Source organism: Fischerella thermalis PCC 7521 (assembly GCF_000317225.1).
Classification (GTDB): Bacteria; Cyanobacteriota; Cyanobacteriia; order Cyanobacteriales; family Nostocaceae; genus Fischerella; species Fischerella thermalis.
Genome location: NZ_AJLL01000036.1, coordinates 35,198 through 49,142, shown reverse-complemented (window position 1 = coordinate 49,142; position 13,945 = coordinate 35,198). Strand labels below are relative to the sequence as shown.

Genomic DNA, 13,945 nt, shown 5'->3' with positions numbered 1-13,945 from the left:
TTGGGATGGATTAAGTATTTATAACTAAGCGAATGAATTGTATCATTTTATTTACATAAAAGCTAATTTTTGTTGAAAATATTACCTTTATCTCTGTATTTCAAGTTAAAACAACTAAACACCTGCAATTTTCCATTTTTAATTTTGTTTAGAGAATAACAATGCTTTTCCAAACCTATAATTTGAGTTTGATCTACCTTATTGCCCAGGCTAATCGCTCTGGTGGTGCTGGAGGATTTCTTGGTTTTATTATTGGGATTGCTGCTTATATTTTTGCTTCTTATTGCTTCTACAAAATTTATCAAAAGTTAGGAGAACCAAATGCTTGGTTTGCTTGGATTCCTATTCTCAATAACTGGATTATGTATAAAGCTGGCGATCAATCGCCTTGGTGGATCATTGGATTATTTATCCCTTTTGTAAATATTGTTGCCGTCGTCTTTTTAATTATCGCCTTTGTTAACATTGTGAAAAAATTAGGCAAGAATCCTTGGCTAATTTTGTTGATGATTATTCCTATAGTTAACTTTGTGATATTATACCAGTTTGCTTTTGGTTGATTTAATTGAAAGTCAGATTGTTAAATTATTGCAAATCAATTAACCTGGTTTATCAAAAAACCAGGTTTATACATAATATTCTTAAAAAACCAAGTCTAATTAGTATAGCCTGGAATAATTTAAGCTATAATAATGAACAACAAATTTCTCTATTTATTAACTGCTATTATTACCGTTTTTCCAACCATTGCAGCCCAAGCCGCACAGGTAGAATTAGGTGTTTTTAAATCTGTTGATGCACCTGAAAAAAATTGTCCTCAAAAAGTAGTTGTGACAGAGCAAAATGCACCTTACTACGAAGGAGGATACACAGTTAATGGTCAGGCAAAATTAGGTTCTTTCGCCGGGCCATTTGCGATCGCCTCTTCAGATTTGTTTAGTGTTACCTGGGTAGCAAACCTCAAACCTGCCTATCGTCAATGTGTTGCAGGCGGTGGTATTGTCAAATACGATAACGAAAACTACAATTCTCCTTCCCACTTACGTATCAGATTTAATCGGGGTAAAGTATTTCTGATTTTAGATATGACAGGTAAACGAGATGCGAACAATTTTACTCCCAGCATTACTAAAAAAGGTGTAAATAATGGTAATCCCACTTGGAGTTGGTCTGGTACGGATTGAGGTAGAGAGGTGAGGAGTGTGAGAGGACAAGGAGGACAAGGGAAGGAAGAAAACCAATTACCACTAACAAATATTTTTAGTCACAAATTCAACCACATCTGCTAAACCTGTTTTTGTTTTCAAATTTGTGAAAATAAAGGGTTTATCAGCGCGCATTTTTTTGGCATCTCGTTCCATAACACTTAGATCTGCACCAACGTAGGGAGCTAAATCAGTTTTATTAATTACCAATAAATCAGATTTTGTAATACCAGGACCACCTTTGCGAGGAATTTTATCGCCAGCAGCAACATCAATCACGTAAATTGTTAAATCTACTAATTCCGGGCTAAAAGTAGCAGCTAAATTATCTCCGCCACTTTCTAAAAAAACTAAATCCAAATCAGGAAAACGCGCCTCTAACTGTTCAACTGCTGCTAAATTCATAGAAGCATCTTCACGAATAGCAGTATGAGGACAACCGCCAGTCTCTACACCGATAATGCGATCGCCACTTAAAGCCTGAGAATGTACCAAAAACTGTGCATCTTCCTGTGTATAAATATCATTGGTTACCACCGCAATGTGGTATTGATCACGCATTGCTTTACACAAAGCATCGACTAAAGCAGTTTTTCCCGATCCTACAGGTCCAGCAACTCCGACTCGAAAAGCATTCATAATTTTGTTGGTTGTTGACTATTAACCACTAACTATGGACTAATGACAAATGACCAATGACAAATGACTAATGACTAATTTACAAATTTTTCTAGATATTGCCACAGAAGCAGCCCTAGCTGCTGGTGCAGTTTTGCAAGGTTATTTGGGTAAGGTAGAAGACGCAATTACCGAAAAAGGGCGCCCCGGTGACTTAGTTACTGTTGCTGATAAAGCTTCAGAAGCAGTCATTTTACAAGTTTTGGGTCGTCACTTTAGCGATCATGCCATTCTCACAGAAGAATCTGGGAAACTGGGAGATCAAAAAAATGAGTTTCTCTGGGTGATTGATCCTCTAGATGGTACAACAAACTTCGCTCATCAATACCCTTTTTTTGCTGTTTCTATCGGGTTACTGATCAATGGCGTTCCCCAAGTAGGTGTGATTTATGACCCTTTCCACGACGAACTATTTCGTGCAGCCCAAGATCTGGGTGCAACCCGTAACCGCATTCCAATCAGAGTTTCAGACACTTCTGAATTAAGTAAAAGTTTACTGGTGACGGGATTTGCATATGATCGCCGGGAAACTTCTGACAACAACTACGCAGAATTTTGTCACCTGACCCATCTTACCCAAGGAGTACGACGCAGCGGGTCTGCATCTGTTGATCTAGCTCATGTAGCCTGTGGGCGTCTTGATGGTTACTGGGAACGGGGTCTTTCTCCTTGGGACATTGCAGCAGGTATTATCATAGTGCGTGAAGCTGGGGGAAAAGTCACGGCTTATGATTGTACTCCTATAAAAATTGAATCTGGTAGAATTTTGGCAACAAATGGCCATCTTCACGAAATTCTCAGTCAAGAACTCCAGCAAGTTCCACCTTTGTCTGCTTGGAAGTAAAAAACCTACACCTCCCCATCACTCCACTACCCTACCTCCCCCATTTCCCCACTTCCGCAATGCAGCAATAATTTGAATATTCGCCTCTGGAAAAGCAAAAGACTCTAGTTCATCTACACTAACCCAGCGTACTTCATCGCATTCTATGGGCTGGGGAACTCCTTGTATGAGACGACAATGATGTACTTTGAGAGTAACACGGATATGACTATAGGTATGGTCGATGGTAATTATGTGTTCACCGACTTCAACCACTATTCCCAATTCTTCTTTTATTTCCCGTTGAATACACTCTTCGACAGTCTCATTTGTCTCGATTTTGCCTCCAGGAAATTCCCACAATCCACCCATTGCGCCTTCTTGACGACGGCGATCAATTAAAATTTGTCCTTGGTCATTTGCAATTACGGCAACACCTATAATTTTATGAGGTGGAACAAAAGTAGTTTCATTCATAGATAGTTGGTGGTTGATTATTTGGTAATAACAACTACCATACAAACGACAAAACTCGACAAATATTTATTTGCCGAGTATGTATTTCATGACAATTTGTATATTATCTTTTTAGCACTTCCGTTTCATATCATGTCCGTTTGAAGACTTATCATATCTGTGAAGGCCGGTAATTGGTAATTGGTAATGGGTAATGGGAAAAATCAATGCCCAACTGCATCAGAATAATATCGTAAGTAATTAGCCGGACTTGATATCAGAGGCTGAGTACATCAAGTATATACATGTGCAGTATTATAACAATACTTGTTGAATCAGCTTGTTTTCATCAACAGAACTTTGATTTACTTCTAGACCACTTTGGCTGGGTGATTTGTCTTTATGCTTTTGAACCAAAGACCAAGACTAAAAGGATTTAGCAGAGAATAATCTTGAATTTATTTTATGTGGTTAAGACAAAGCATGAAGTCAATGTGTTTGGTCTATTAACAGCTAGTTAATAGGTAGTTTTTATTTGCTATTCTCATGAGCGTTGTTGACTTCTGCACCTTGCAGCGCTAATTCAAAGTTCATTCTCTGTTCAGCGTTACGCAAAAAGTAACCGCTAATCATAGCAGATGCTAGCAGACGACCAAGACTTTCACGGCTAGTGGTAATTGTGACGCCGAAGTGTTCAGATGGTAAATTACCCAACAGTCCTACGATGTTCCGTTCCATCACCTGAAATACTTCAGGAGAAGTAGGTTTAGATAATTGAGTAACGGTATCTGGACTCAATGATTTAACATACTGCCAGAGCAAGTTATCGGTTTCTGACTCACTGCTAAAAAATTCTGAGACTCGATTAGATTGGTTGCTCACGTTATTTCCTCCTGTACTACCACAGCAGCCAAACAGATTTATTCAGCTGGAATCACAGATATTCATAATCTGTTTGACTTTACTATTACTTTTGTGTGTTCCTGCAAATTAATTTAACAGGCAGAGTCAGTGTTGACAGTGGGTGTAACCGTACCAAAGAAAGCGGAAAATATCACCATATTGGTTGTTGGTTGTTTGTTGTCTGTTGTTGGTAACAAGCAACTACTAACCAACAACTAGCAACAATCGGCTAACTTGCCAAATATTCATTGATACCGAGCTTTGATTTGCGGAGTTTACTGAGAGCTTCTCGTTCGATTTGTCGCACGCGTTCGCGACTGATATTGAGTATTTCGCCGATCTTTGCCAAAGTTAGGGCATGTCCGTCGTTTAAACCAAAGCGCAAGGATATTACTTCCCGTTGTTGTGGTGTCAGTTCTGCCATGAGACGTTCTAAGTCACCAGACAAGGAAGATTGGGTAACAAATTCTTCTGGAGATGCTCCTGGATCTTCTAGCATTTCTCCTAGTTCGGTATCATAGTTGTCTCCCAAGCGTATATCTAGAGATAGAGGTACACGTGCTTTCTCTAAATACTCTCGTACTTGTCTGGAAGTTAATTCTAGTTCTTGCGCTAATTCTGCAACTGAGGGGGCGCGTCCCAATCTTTGAGATAATTGACGTTGTGCTTTTTTAATTTTATTCAGTTTCTCTGTTATGTGAATTGGCAGTCGAATCGTGCGCCCTTTTTCAGCGATCGCGCGAGTAATGGCTTGACGTATCCACCAATAAGCGTAGGTGGAAAATCTATAGCCTTTAGTGGGGTCAAATTTTTCGACACCACGCTGCATCCCAATACTACCTTCCTGAATTAAGTCAAGCAAATCAACGTTGCGCTTAATATACTTTTTCGCCACAGAAACCACCAGTCGCAGATTCGCTTCTACCATTTTGCGCTTGGCAATTTCGGCATCAGCGATCGCTTGATTTAATTCTGTTAGCTCTAACTGTGTCGCTGTTGCCCATTCTTCTAATGTTGGTTCACGACCTAACTGGGTGGCAAGTAACTCTCTAACTTCGTGCAGGGCTGTTGCCCGTTGCACCTGTTTGCCATAAAAAATCTCTTCCTCGTGTGTCAACAATGGCACGCGACCAATTTCACGTAGGTAAGTCCGCACTAGGTCTGTAGCTGTCTGAGCGGTCTTCATGGCACTACTCTTAAATAATTCTGGGTGTGGAAGTAAGTCATTTATGGATGCTTGCGGCTGGGTAACTACCCAGTCAAACTGGGAACCTATGCTGTAATTTGCAATCTGCACGCCCGCTAAGATGAGGACGACTGTTGATGTTCCGAGACTTGTTCTCAGTTGTTAAAGACTACAATTGCTTTTTTTGATGCACAAGTATCTACGGATAGAAAGATGGTGTTCTGTAAAACATTTTACTATTGTTACACTATTAAGCATTGTAACATTTATGATAATTTTTTGACTAGAGGACAGACTGTAATTGTATGTTCTTTTTGCTAACTTCGGCTACGTATTTTTCTGAAATTACATCTACCAGCTTATTTCATAACTCTAGCAAGGGCAAGAAATTTTTCTAATTTTTCTTAACAAAACTCAATATCAACTATAATGATATACCTATGGAAGAATTAAGTTTTGAATGGGTAATGGGTAATTGGTAATTGGTAGTGGTTATTAATCATCCAAGATTACCAATCCCCATTGCCCCTACTCCGAGTTCCCCAATCCCTTATGGAACCATGCAATATTCTTGAATCACTTTGACATCTAAGGTTGTGTTTTGCAGAGTACGGATAGCAGCGACGGTGGCTTTTGCGCCGGCAATCGTAGTGATAATGGGAATTTTGTAAGCTAAGGCTGTACGCCGAATCAGCCTAGCGTCGCTTTGGGCTTCTTCCCCAGAAGGTGTGTTAATAATCAGTTGAATTTTGTGATTTTTGATGGCATCCAAAACATGGGGTCGGCCTTCGTGGAGTTTCAATACTAACTCAACTTCTAAACCATGTTCTTGGAGGACACGGCGAGTACCATCGGTAGCCATGACAGCAAAGCCCAAATCGATAAATTCTTTGACTACTGCTACTGCTGCTGCTTTATCGCGATCGTTCATTGAGACAAACACTGTACCACTTAAGGGTAAACGCTCACCAGCCCCTAATTCTGCCTTGGCAAAGGCGCGGCCAAAATCACTGTCTATGCCCATAACTTCACCAGTAGAGCGCATTTCTGGTCCAAGGATGGTATCAGTACCAGGGAATTTATTAAATGGTAATACAGCCTCCTTCACGGCAATATGGGATGGTATGACTTCTTTTGTAAAGCCTAGTTCTTCCAAAGTCTTGCCCGACATAATTAAGGATGCCAGTTTTGCCAAAGGTACGCCTGTAGCTTTAGAAACAAATGGCACAGTTCGAGAGGCGCGGGGATTAGCTTCCAAAATGTAAACTTGGGGCGATTCAGTTTGCGAACCAGCCACAGCAAATTGGATATTCATCAAGCCCACGACATTTAGTGCTTGTGCCAATTGTACTGTCCACTGACGAATCTGATTCAGAACTGCTGCGGATAGGGAAATAGCAGGTAAAGAACACGCCGAATCTCCTGAGTGGATACCTGCTTGCTCAATGTGTTCCATAATCCCACCAATGACTACTCTACCTGTGTGGTCTGCGATCGCATCTACATCGACTTCGATCGCATTTTCCAGAAACTTATCGATTAATATTGGGTGTTCTGGTTCCACTTGCACTGCAAAAGTCATGTACCGTTCTAGTTCCGTATCAGAGTAGACGATTTCCATTGCTCTACCTCCCAACACGTAGCTAGGACGCACTACCACCGGATAACCAATGCGTTTGGCGACTATCAAAGCATCTTCATAGGTACGGGCTATACCATTTGCTGGTTGGGCAATATTTAATTGTTTGAGAATCTTCTCAAACCGCTCCCGGTCTTCGGCTATGTCAATAGAATCTGGAGAAGTACCCCAAATTTTGGTAATTGGTAATTGGTTAGGTTCTTCCCTATTACCAATTACCGATGACCCATTACCAAGTTGGTTTAAATACTTCTGCAACGGTACAGCTAATTTCAATGGTGTTTGTCCACCAAACTGCACAATTATACCTATCGGATTTTCTGCCTCAATGATGTTTAAGACATCTTCTTTTGTCAGCGGTTCAAAATAAAGGCGATCGCTTGTGTCATAATCTGTTGACACAGTTTCGGGGTTAGAGTTGACCATGATTGTTTCATAGCCTGCGTTTTTGAGTGCAAAGGCAGCATGACAACAACAATAGTCAAATTCAATTCCCTGCCCAATCCGGTTTGGTCCGCCTCCCAAAATCATGACTTTGGGTTTATCAGTAGGCAAAATCTCTGTTTCTTGTTCGTAGGTAGAGTAGTAGTAAGGAGTAAACGCCTCAAACTCCGCCGCGCAGGTATCGACAGTTTTATAAACCGGGATGACGCCTAATTGTTTGCGGTATGCCCTGACTTCATCTTCTGTGGTTTTGGTGGCATAGGCAATCTGGCGATCGCTGAATCCTTGCCGCTTGACTTCATACATTTGCTCTTTTGTCAACTGTTGCAAGGATGTGCGCTTGAGAAATTTTTCTATTTCCAGTAGTTCCTGCATTTTTTCCAGGAACCAGGGGTCAATACCTGTCAACTCGTAGATTTCTTCAATGCTTAACCCCAACTGCATCGCGTGGCGCACAGCAAAAATCCGCTCGGGATTGGGTGTCCGCAGTTGGGCGCGAATTTGTTCGCCACTAGGGAGTTTTTCTTTGATATCACATCCCCAACCAGCACGTCCTGTTTCTAGAGAACGCAAAGCTTTTTGGAAAGACTCGTTAAATGTCCGTCCCATTGCCATTGCTTCCCCTACGGACTTCATTTGTGTGGTTAACACTGGTTCCGAACCAGGGAATTTTTCAAAGGCGAACCGGGGAATTTTGGTGACTACGTAGTCTATAGTCGGCTCAAAAGAAGCAGGAGTTTTCTTTGTAATGTCGTTTTTGATTTCATCTAAGGTGTAGCCGACGGCTAACTTGGCTGCCATTTTGGCGATCGGGAAACCAGTCGCTTTACTTGCCAAAGCTGAAGAGCGAGAAACACGGGGGTTCATTTCGATCACAACTACTTCCCCATCCACAGGATTGACGGCAAACTGAATATTAGAACCACCAGTTTCCACACCAATCTCGCGGATAATTTTAATCGCCATGTCCCGCAGCCGCTGATATTCTTTGTCAGTAAGGGTTTGGGCAGGAGCGACGGTTATGGAGTCTCCGGTGTGGATACCCATCGGATCTAGGTTTTCAATTGAGCAGATAATAACAACGTTATCTGCTAAGTCTCGCATTACTTCTAGTTCGTACTCTTTCCAGCCCAACAGGGACTGATCAATTAGAATTTGCGATACAGGCGAAGCATCAATTCCTGTTTGGGCCATTTCTGCAAATTCTTCTTCGTTGTAAGCAATACCACCGCCAGTACCACCCAAGGTAAAAGCAGGACGAATAATTAAAGGATAAGTACCTATGCTCCGGGCAATTGCTTTTGCTTCTTCTAGTGATGAAGCTGTGCCACTCGGACACACTTTAACACCAATTTTGGCCATCGCGTCGTTAAACAGTTGCCTGTCTTCGGCTTTTTCAATCGCTGGTAACTTTGCACCAATTAACTCGACGTTGTACTGTTGCAGCACTCCATTTTTTGCCAAAGTCACAGCAATGTTGAGGGCGGTTTGTCCTCCCATTGTTGGTAATAAGGCGTCGGGGCGCTCTTTGGCGATCACTTTTTCGACTAATTCTGGTGTTAGCGGTTCAATGTATGTGCGATCGGCGGTTTCTGGGTCGGTCATAATGGTAGCAGGGTTGGAGTTGACCAACACTACTTCATAACCTTCTTCTCGTAACGCTTTACAGGCCTGTGTTCCAGAGTAGTCAAACTCACAAGCTTGTCCAATTACTATTGGGCCTGACCCTAATAGCAGAATCTTTTTAATGTCATCACGGCGTGGCATAGTTCTTGCTTTGGAGTAAGAGAATACAAATCCTGATTATTTTAAGGGTCTTTACCCACTACTAATGCTGTTTATTATCAACTTTTCTAGACAAAATCACAGTGACCAAATAAAGAAAAACCACTCTTGTGGATTTTTCTAGTATTACCAGTATTTTGTGTAATTGTTTGCTATCGGTACAAGCAGTCAAATAAAGGTATATAAGTCTCACGACTATAAACACAGTTAAATTACACTTTCATTTTACTTTTTAGATTTTTAAACATGTTTCCACTGTTTTTTATCAAGGCTTACGCGAGATATGACCAAAAACTTTATTCTTGTTTATTGCGCTATGTATTGTTATGTTTTGCGTAAGTCCTGTTTATATCTAATTTACATGTAGGAATGATGTAGCTTTTCTCACTTGCTTGATGATGAATTTGATTTTTATTAGTTATTTTCTCAATACAACTGTAATTTAAGTTTTAACTCTATATAAATTAAGTTTTCAAATTTTAGAGTTATTTTACTCAAAAATATTTTTTGTAAACAAAATAATAATTCTCTGGAACGGGACACTGTGTGTTGATATATACAAGAACAAAAAGACAGAGAAAAAAATTATATCTCTGCCTTTTTTTATAATTTTTTTACAACTAACACTTGCAAATTTTTTTGAAGTTTAACAAAAGCGTTTAAAGGAATTAGGTGTTAGTTTTGAACACGTTGAACGAAACCTAAAGTTAAACTGTCCTTAGCAAGAAAATGAGCTAAATGGTAAGCTCTTTCCTCTGTTTTCAAAAGGATTTTTTCGTAGAGGTAACGTGTAGCGCGATCGCCTAAACTCTCTGCCTGAGAAGCTTGGCTACGGAGCAATTTAATAATAGCTTGCTCTGCCTTGAGGTCATTTTCTACCATGTCACGGCTAGAAAAGACGCCATCTATTTCTTGTTCAAAGCAGCACAGTTCTGCCAATTTGGCAAAAGTAGCAACTGGTACTCCTCCCAGGCCATTTAAGCGCTCACCAATGTCATGGATATGCTCTTGTATTTCTTTATAGCTATCGTTAAAAAATTCGTGCAGGGAGTAGAATTCTGCACCTTCAACTACGAAATGATGCTTTTGGTACTGTAAAGCCAGGCCTTGAAAACTAGCTAGAACAACGTTAAATCCTTCGCAAACTGGAGCGGTAACACTGCGATCCAGTAACACAGGATTGTCATAAACTTGACCAAAATTTTGTAATAAAGTTTGCGTTTCAGACATTGTTCTCCTCGCTTTTGAGCAGCTATAGTTTCTAACTGCTTAGGTTTTTACATATTAGCATTTTAAAAACAAAAACCAACTGGAGCAATATGATTAAATTCTGATTTTTTTACTAAACCAAACTTCTGTATATTTATTATTGAAAATACATATCATCAAATCGTTTGACATATACTAGCCATCAAGAGCAGTGAGCTACACAACCGAGCAGTAGGTGTGTGTTTTCGTTTGTTAACAATGAATAGATTTTGTATAAAAGGTAAAAATTTTCATTAAGTAGAAAGAAATGAAGTGCCAATGTAAAATCTCACCCCTTCTGTTTGCATCGGAGAGCAAAATAATTTCATACAGTCAGATAAAAATTTGTTCAAGTTGATTATTGGCTCTAAATTTTCATTTTTCTACGATTGTATGAAACCATTCTGACTCAATTTAGACTATCCGAGTCACCTGCTGATTCAAGCGGGGTCTGCCAAAACGTTCCCAAGCATTACCACCCCGTAGAAATAATTCCATCCAACGTAATGGTTCTCCTGACTTAGCCAATCGCCAACCTGAACTACCAGGAGCAAAAGCCAGAGTTCCCGAAGGAACTTTAAAACTACCATCAGAATAGACAGCATCACTAACCACATCTCCAATGCGGATCACAATTTTGCTTTCAGGCTCCAGATTTACTGTATGTGCTGCAATAGTAGTTTTGATATTGCCGTAACCATCAATCCAGGCAATACGATCGCTTGGTACATCCGGAATTTGCTCAGGCAGCAGGCTGTCTCCTAAGATACTAAAATCTTCACTCGCGATCGCAGCCGCCGCAGGCGGAAAGACATCCCGTGAGCGAAATTGTGAGCCACCGCGAGAAACATTCACCGTTCGCAAGACTTGACTATGATGTTTGATAAATGACAGAGTGTAGCCCGCATTTACACCCACTACTTTGACACCATTAGATAACAAAGCATAGGTTAATCCCTCACCCTCATTGTCCCAACGGGCTTCTGGATCATCTTGGCGAGGAGCGCAGTTGTGATAAATTAGGCGATCGCTAGGCCCAGGGTTCAGCCCTAGTTGAGCTATCCAAAAACCTGTTGCCAAGGTACTGAAGGGAGGAACGGAAAGCAGATGAATCTGGGCTTGAGGGAAAGCTATCAGGAGACGTTGGCTGACTTCAGCAAATGCCGGATCTCCTGTACCGTAGTCTGCAATGACGCAGATAAACATTTTGCTCCTCCAGGTTAGGAATTATAATTGGCGATTTCATATTCTGCTCACCAGCAGTCTAGTTGCGATCGCGACTAGATGCAAGAATTTTAAACAACATTGTGTGTGAATTCTGGAAATTCAGCTAGGCTAAGAATTACACTAAATCATCTAGCCGTGATGTATATTTCCGAACAGCTTTATCACTCTCAGGGGAGTCAGTATGGATGGATCGCTCATAGATCAATTTATAGAGACTGTTCACCAAGAATTAATTCCCAGGTTACAGATTGAGAGCATAGATCCCCATGATCCTGTAAAAATCAGCTATCTTCCCCATCCTTGGCAACGGCTGGGAGCAGGAAATTATGCTGCGGTCGTCTACCATCCTGATTACCCAAACTGGGTAGTCAAGATTTACGCACCCGGACGCCCAGGCTTTGAGGAAGAGGTAGAAGTCTACCGTCGTATCGGTTCTCACCCTGCCTTCTCTGAGTGTCTTTATGCTACCGAGGGCTTTTTAATATTGAAACGGCTACACGGAGTCACTCTCTATGACTGCATCCATCGCGGTCTACGTATCCCCAAGCAGGTTATCAGAGATATCGACGAGGCCCTAGACTATGCACGTAGACGGGGACTATATCCCCATGATGTCCACGGGCGTAATGTCATGATGCATCACGGTAGGGGATTAGTTGTAGATATTTCAGACTTCCTGCAAGCAGAAAAATGTTCAAAATGGGACAATCTAAAAAGAGCATACTATTGGTTATACCGCCCCATCTTCTCCCCATTGCGACTCAGGCTTCCTTACTTCATCCTAGATATTGTTCGCAAGAGTTACCGCTTCTTAGGTAAGTTAAAGAATTTTTGCAATCACCTCACGCATAAAATTTTAGGTTTGAGATTTTGATAGTGTTGGTTGATAGTAGTTAGTAGTTAGTAGTTAGTAGCTAGTTGTTAATTGTTGCTTGGTTATTTACTACTACTCACACTCCCCACACTCCCCACTTCCTACTTCATCCCCTTAAAACGTGCTTTCGCTTGCTTAAACGCATCTTGCATCACAGATTGAATTTTTTGGGGATCAGGTTTTTTACCTCCCAGTAAATCACCAAAGTATACACAGGCTCCTTCCCCTAATGCCCAAGTGTAGGCAGCAGCCCAAGAAGCAGCAATCACACTGCCGAACCCAGGTATAAATTTAACTAACTCCCGCGCTACCGCCCTTGCAAAAAAACCACCTGCGATCGCACTGACTACACCACCAGCTTGAGAAGGGGTGAGTGTCTGCCCATATAATTTACCTAACAGTCCGACCATTGATACTTGCAATGCAATTAACACAGGCATTGTCGCTAATGGTAGTGGTGTGGCTGCGATCGTCGCTGCAATCACGGCAAATGCCAGAATATAACGGCGTCCTACATCTCGGTAGAGATTACCAATTTTCTCACCAGTTTCCTGATCTAATAATTGATGAATTGCTCTTGCTTCGGCTTCTGGAAGTAAATCTGCTAGAGTATCCCTCAAAACCTCCAACCCATAAAACACTGGTGTATAGCCATCTTCTTCTAGCGTAAAGTCGATGATCACAGAGCGATCGTACAGTCCAGCAAAAGTATCCTGTATGGCACTGAAAGCGCGGTTGACCTCTTCGTATGCTGGTGGATACTCTGGATGATCGGCAGCATCAGCAGGATAAACTTCATGTAAGCAGGTAACTGCCAACAAACAAGGAATATCGGGATATTTTTGACGTAACTCCTGAGCAACTTGTTTGAGTGTATCGGTGGCGAAATCATTAATTTTGACAGTGAGAATCATGACTTTTGCACCACGACTCTCTTTTTGCAAATCGCCAACTAATTCTTGAATGACTATATCAGTATCTTGATTAACATCACCTAGCCCGACTGTATCCGTAAAAATCAGTAAAGGAAGGTCATTGGAAGGATAGGCGTAACGTTGGGTGTGTTGGGTATGGGGGCGAAATCCTTGACCAACAATTTCGGCCGAAACTCCTGTCAATCCTCGTATAATTGAACTTTTTCCAGCCTGAGGCTTACCAAGCAATAAAGCTTCTGTGGTAGGCAATTCTGCTCGTACTTGCTCTAGAATCTCTGCAACTTGAGCTTCGTTGACACTAAACCATTTTACAAAAGGCTGTGAAATTTGTTCTACAGGTAATAATTGTATCAATCGTGCTGTTGTTTTATTCCAAACACTCGCGATCGGATTAGTGTTGGAATTATCTACCGACTCTTTTTTGACATCATCAGTCGGTTCATTTGACTTTTGAATATTTGCTGACTGCAAGTCAGATTCACGTTGCTCAGTCATTGTCCTCTAAAAAATATCTTTAAAATAGACAAAATAAGGTAATAATA

The 13,945-nt window shown here is 41.1% G+C and carries 12 protein-coding genes; 4 read left to right on the top strand and 8 right to left on the bottom strand.

Annotated features, from left to right (window positions below; all coding sequences use genetic code 11):
- The first annotated feature begins 161 nt into the window (after positions 1-161).
- On the top strand, positions 162-560 hold the full coding sequence (locus UYK_RS0108730) for a DUF5684 domain-containing protein (RefSeq protein WP_009456174.1): 399 nt from the start codon (positions 162-164) through the stop codon (positions 558-560).
- A gap of 132 nt (positions 561-692) precedes the next feature.
- A complete protein-coding gene (locus tag UYK_RS0108725; RefSeq protein WP_016871269.1) occupies positions 693-1,184 on the top strand; it encodes a hypothetical protein in 492 nt (163 codons plus the stop codon).
- Positions 1,185-1,247: 63 nt separating this feature from the next.
- Here the strand turns inward: UYK_RS0108725 and ureG are convergent, their stop codons facing one another.
- A complete protein-coding gene (ureG, locus tag UYK_RS0108720; RefSeq protein ID WP_009456176.1) occupies positions 1,248-1,844 on the bottom strand; it encodes an urease accessory protein UreG in 597 nt (198 codons plus the stop codon).
- Positions 1,845-1,914: 70 nt separating this feature from the next.
- On the opposite strand from ureG, the gene UYK_RS0108715 reads away from it, so the two are divergent.
- The gene (locus UYK_RS0108715) at positions 1,915-2,727 is read left to right on the top strand and encodes an inositol monophosphatase family protein (RefSeq protein WP_009456177.1); all 813 of its coding nucleotides are present in this window, start codon (positions 1,915-1,917) and stop codon (positions 2,725-2,727) included.
- Positions 2,728-2,745: 18 nt separating this feature from the next.
- Here the strand turns inward: UYK_RS0108715 and mutT are convergent, their stop codons facing one another.
- The 6 genes from mutT to UYK_RS0108685 form a co-directional block, all read right to left on the bottom strand.
- Positions 2,746-3,183, bottom strand: a complete 438-nt coding sequence (mutT, locus tag UYK_RS0108710) for an 8-oxo-dGTP diphosphatase MutT (protein WP_009456179.1) — start codon at positions 3,181-3,183, stop codon at positions 2,746-2,748.
- Positions 3,184-3,693: 510 nt separating this feature from the next.
- Positions 3,694-4,044, bottom strand: a complete 351-nt coding sequence (locus UYK_RS0108705) for a DUF760 domain-containing protein (protein WP_009456181.1) — start codon at positions 4,042-4,044, stop codon at positions 3,694-3,696.
- Positions 4,045-4,294: 250 nt separating this feature from the next.
- Positions 4,295-5,251 (bottom strand): RNA polymerase sigma factor, RpoD/SigA family, encoded by a 957-nt coding sequence (locus UYK_RS0108700; RefSeq protein ID WP_009456183.1) that lies wholly within the window; start codon positions 5,249-5,251, stop codon positions 4,295-4,297.
- A gap of 550 nt (positions 5,252-5,801) precedes the next feature.
- Positions 5,802-9,101 carry a carbamoyl-phosphate synthase large subunit gene (gene carB / locus UYK_RS0108695; protein WP_009456185.1) on the bottom strand — a complete coding sequence of 1,100 codons (3,300 nt, stop codon included), beginning with the start codon at positions 9,099-9,101 and terminating at the stop codon, positions 5,802-5,804.
- 693 nt (positions 9,102-9,794) lie between these two features.
- A complete protein-coding gene (gene dpsA / locus UYK_RS0108690; RefSeq protein WP_016871267.1) occupies positions 9,795-10,349 on the bottom strand; it encodes a DNA starvation/stress protection protein DpsA in 555 nt (184 codons plus the stop codon).
- Between the two features lie 432 nt (positions 10,350-10,781).
- On the bottom strand, positions 10,782-11,573 hold the full coding sequence (locus UYK_RS0108685) for an SAM hydrolase/SAM-dependent halogenase family protein (RefSeq protein WP_009456192.1): 792 nt from the start codon (positions 11,571-11,573) through the stop codon (positions 10,782-10,784).
- A gap of 202 nt (positions 11,574-11,775) precedes the next feature.
- Here UYK_RS0108685 and UYK_RS0108680 point away from each other — a divergent pair, with 202 nt between their 5' ends.
- A complete protein-coding gene (locus UYK_RS0108680) occupies positions 11,776-12,468 on the top strand; it encodes a serine/threonine-protein kinase (RefSeq protein WP_016871266.1) in 693 nt (230 codons plus the stop codon).
- A 101-nt stretch (positions 12,469-12,569) separates the two neighbouring features.
- On the opposite strand, the gene UYK_RS0108675 is transcribed toward UYK_RS0108680, so the two are convergent.
- Positions 12,570-13,898: a GTPase family protein gene (locus tag UYK_RS0108675; RefSeq protein WP_009456196.1), complete on the bottom strand. Its 1,329-nt coding sequence runs from the start codon at positions 13,896-13,898 to the stop codon at positions 12,570-12,572.
- Positions 13,899-13,945 lie beyond the last annotated feature (47 nt).

What these genes read in the sequence shown, in the direction of transcription:
- UYK_RS0108700 (WP_009456183.1), bottom strand. Translation starts at nt 5,251, where the DNA reads ATGAAGACCGCTCAGACAGCTACAGACCTAGTGCGGACTTACCTACGT.
- mutT (WP_009456179.1), bottom strand. Translation starts at nt 3,183, where the DNA reads ATGAATGAAACTACTTTTGTTCCACCTCATAAAATTATAGGTGTTGCC.
- dpsA (WP_016871267.1), bottom strand. Translation starts at nt 10,349, where the DNA reads ATGTCTGAAACGCAAACTTTATTACAAAATTTTGGTCAAGTTTATGAC.
- UYK_RS0108680 (WP_016871266.1), top strand. Translation starts at nt 11,776, where the DNA reads ATGGATGGATCGCTCATAGATCAATTTATAGAGACTGTTCACCAAGAA.
- UYK_RS0108725 (WP_016871269.1), top strand. Translation starts at nt 693, where the DNA reads ATGAACAACAAATTTCTCTATTTATTAACTGCTATTATTACCGTTTTT.
- UYK_RS0108675 (WP_009456196.1), bottom strand. Translation starts at nt 13,898, where the DNA reads ATGACTGAGCAACGTGAATCTGACTTGCAGTCAGCAAATATTCAAAAG.
- ureG (WP_009456176.1), bottom strand. Translation starts at nt 1,844, where the DNA reads ATGAATGCTTTTCGAGTCGGAGTTGCTGGACCTGTAGGATCGGGAAAA.
- UYK_RS0108715 (WP_009456177.1), top strand. Translation starts at nt 1,915, where the DNA reads ATGACTAATTTACAAATTTTTCTAGATATTGCCACAGAAGCAGCCCTA.
- carB (WP_009456185.1), bottom strand. Translation starts at nt 9,101, where the DNA reads ATGCCACGCCGTGATGACATTAAAAAGATTCTGCTATTAGGGTCAGGC.
- UYK_RS0108730 (WP_009456174.1), top strand. Translation starts at nt 162, where the DNA reads ATGCTTTTCCAAACCTATAATTTGAGTTTGATCTACCTTATTGCCCAG.
- UYK_RS0108685 (WP_009456192.1), bottom strand. Translation starts at nt 11,573, where the DNA reads ATGTTTATCTGCGTCATTGCAGACTACGGTACAGGAGATCCGGCATTT.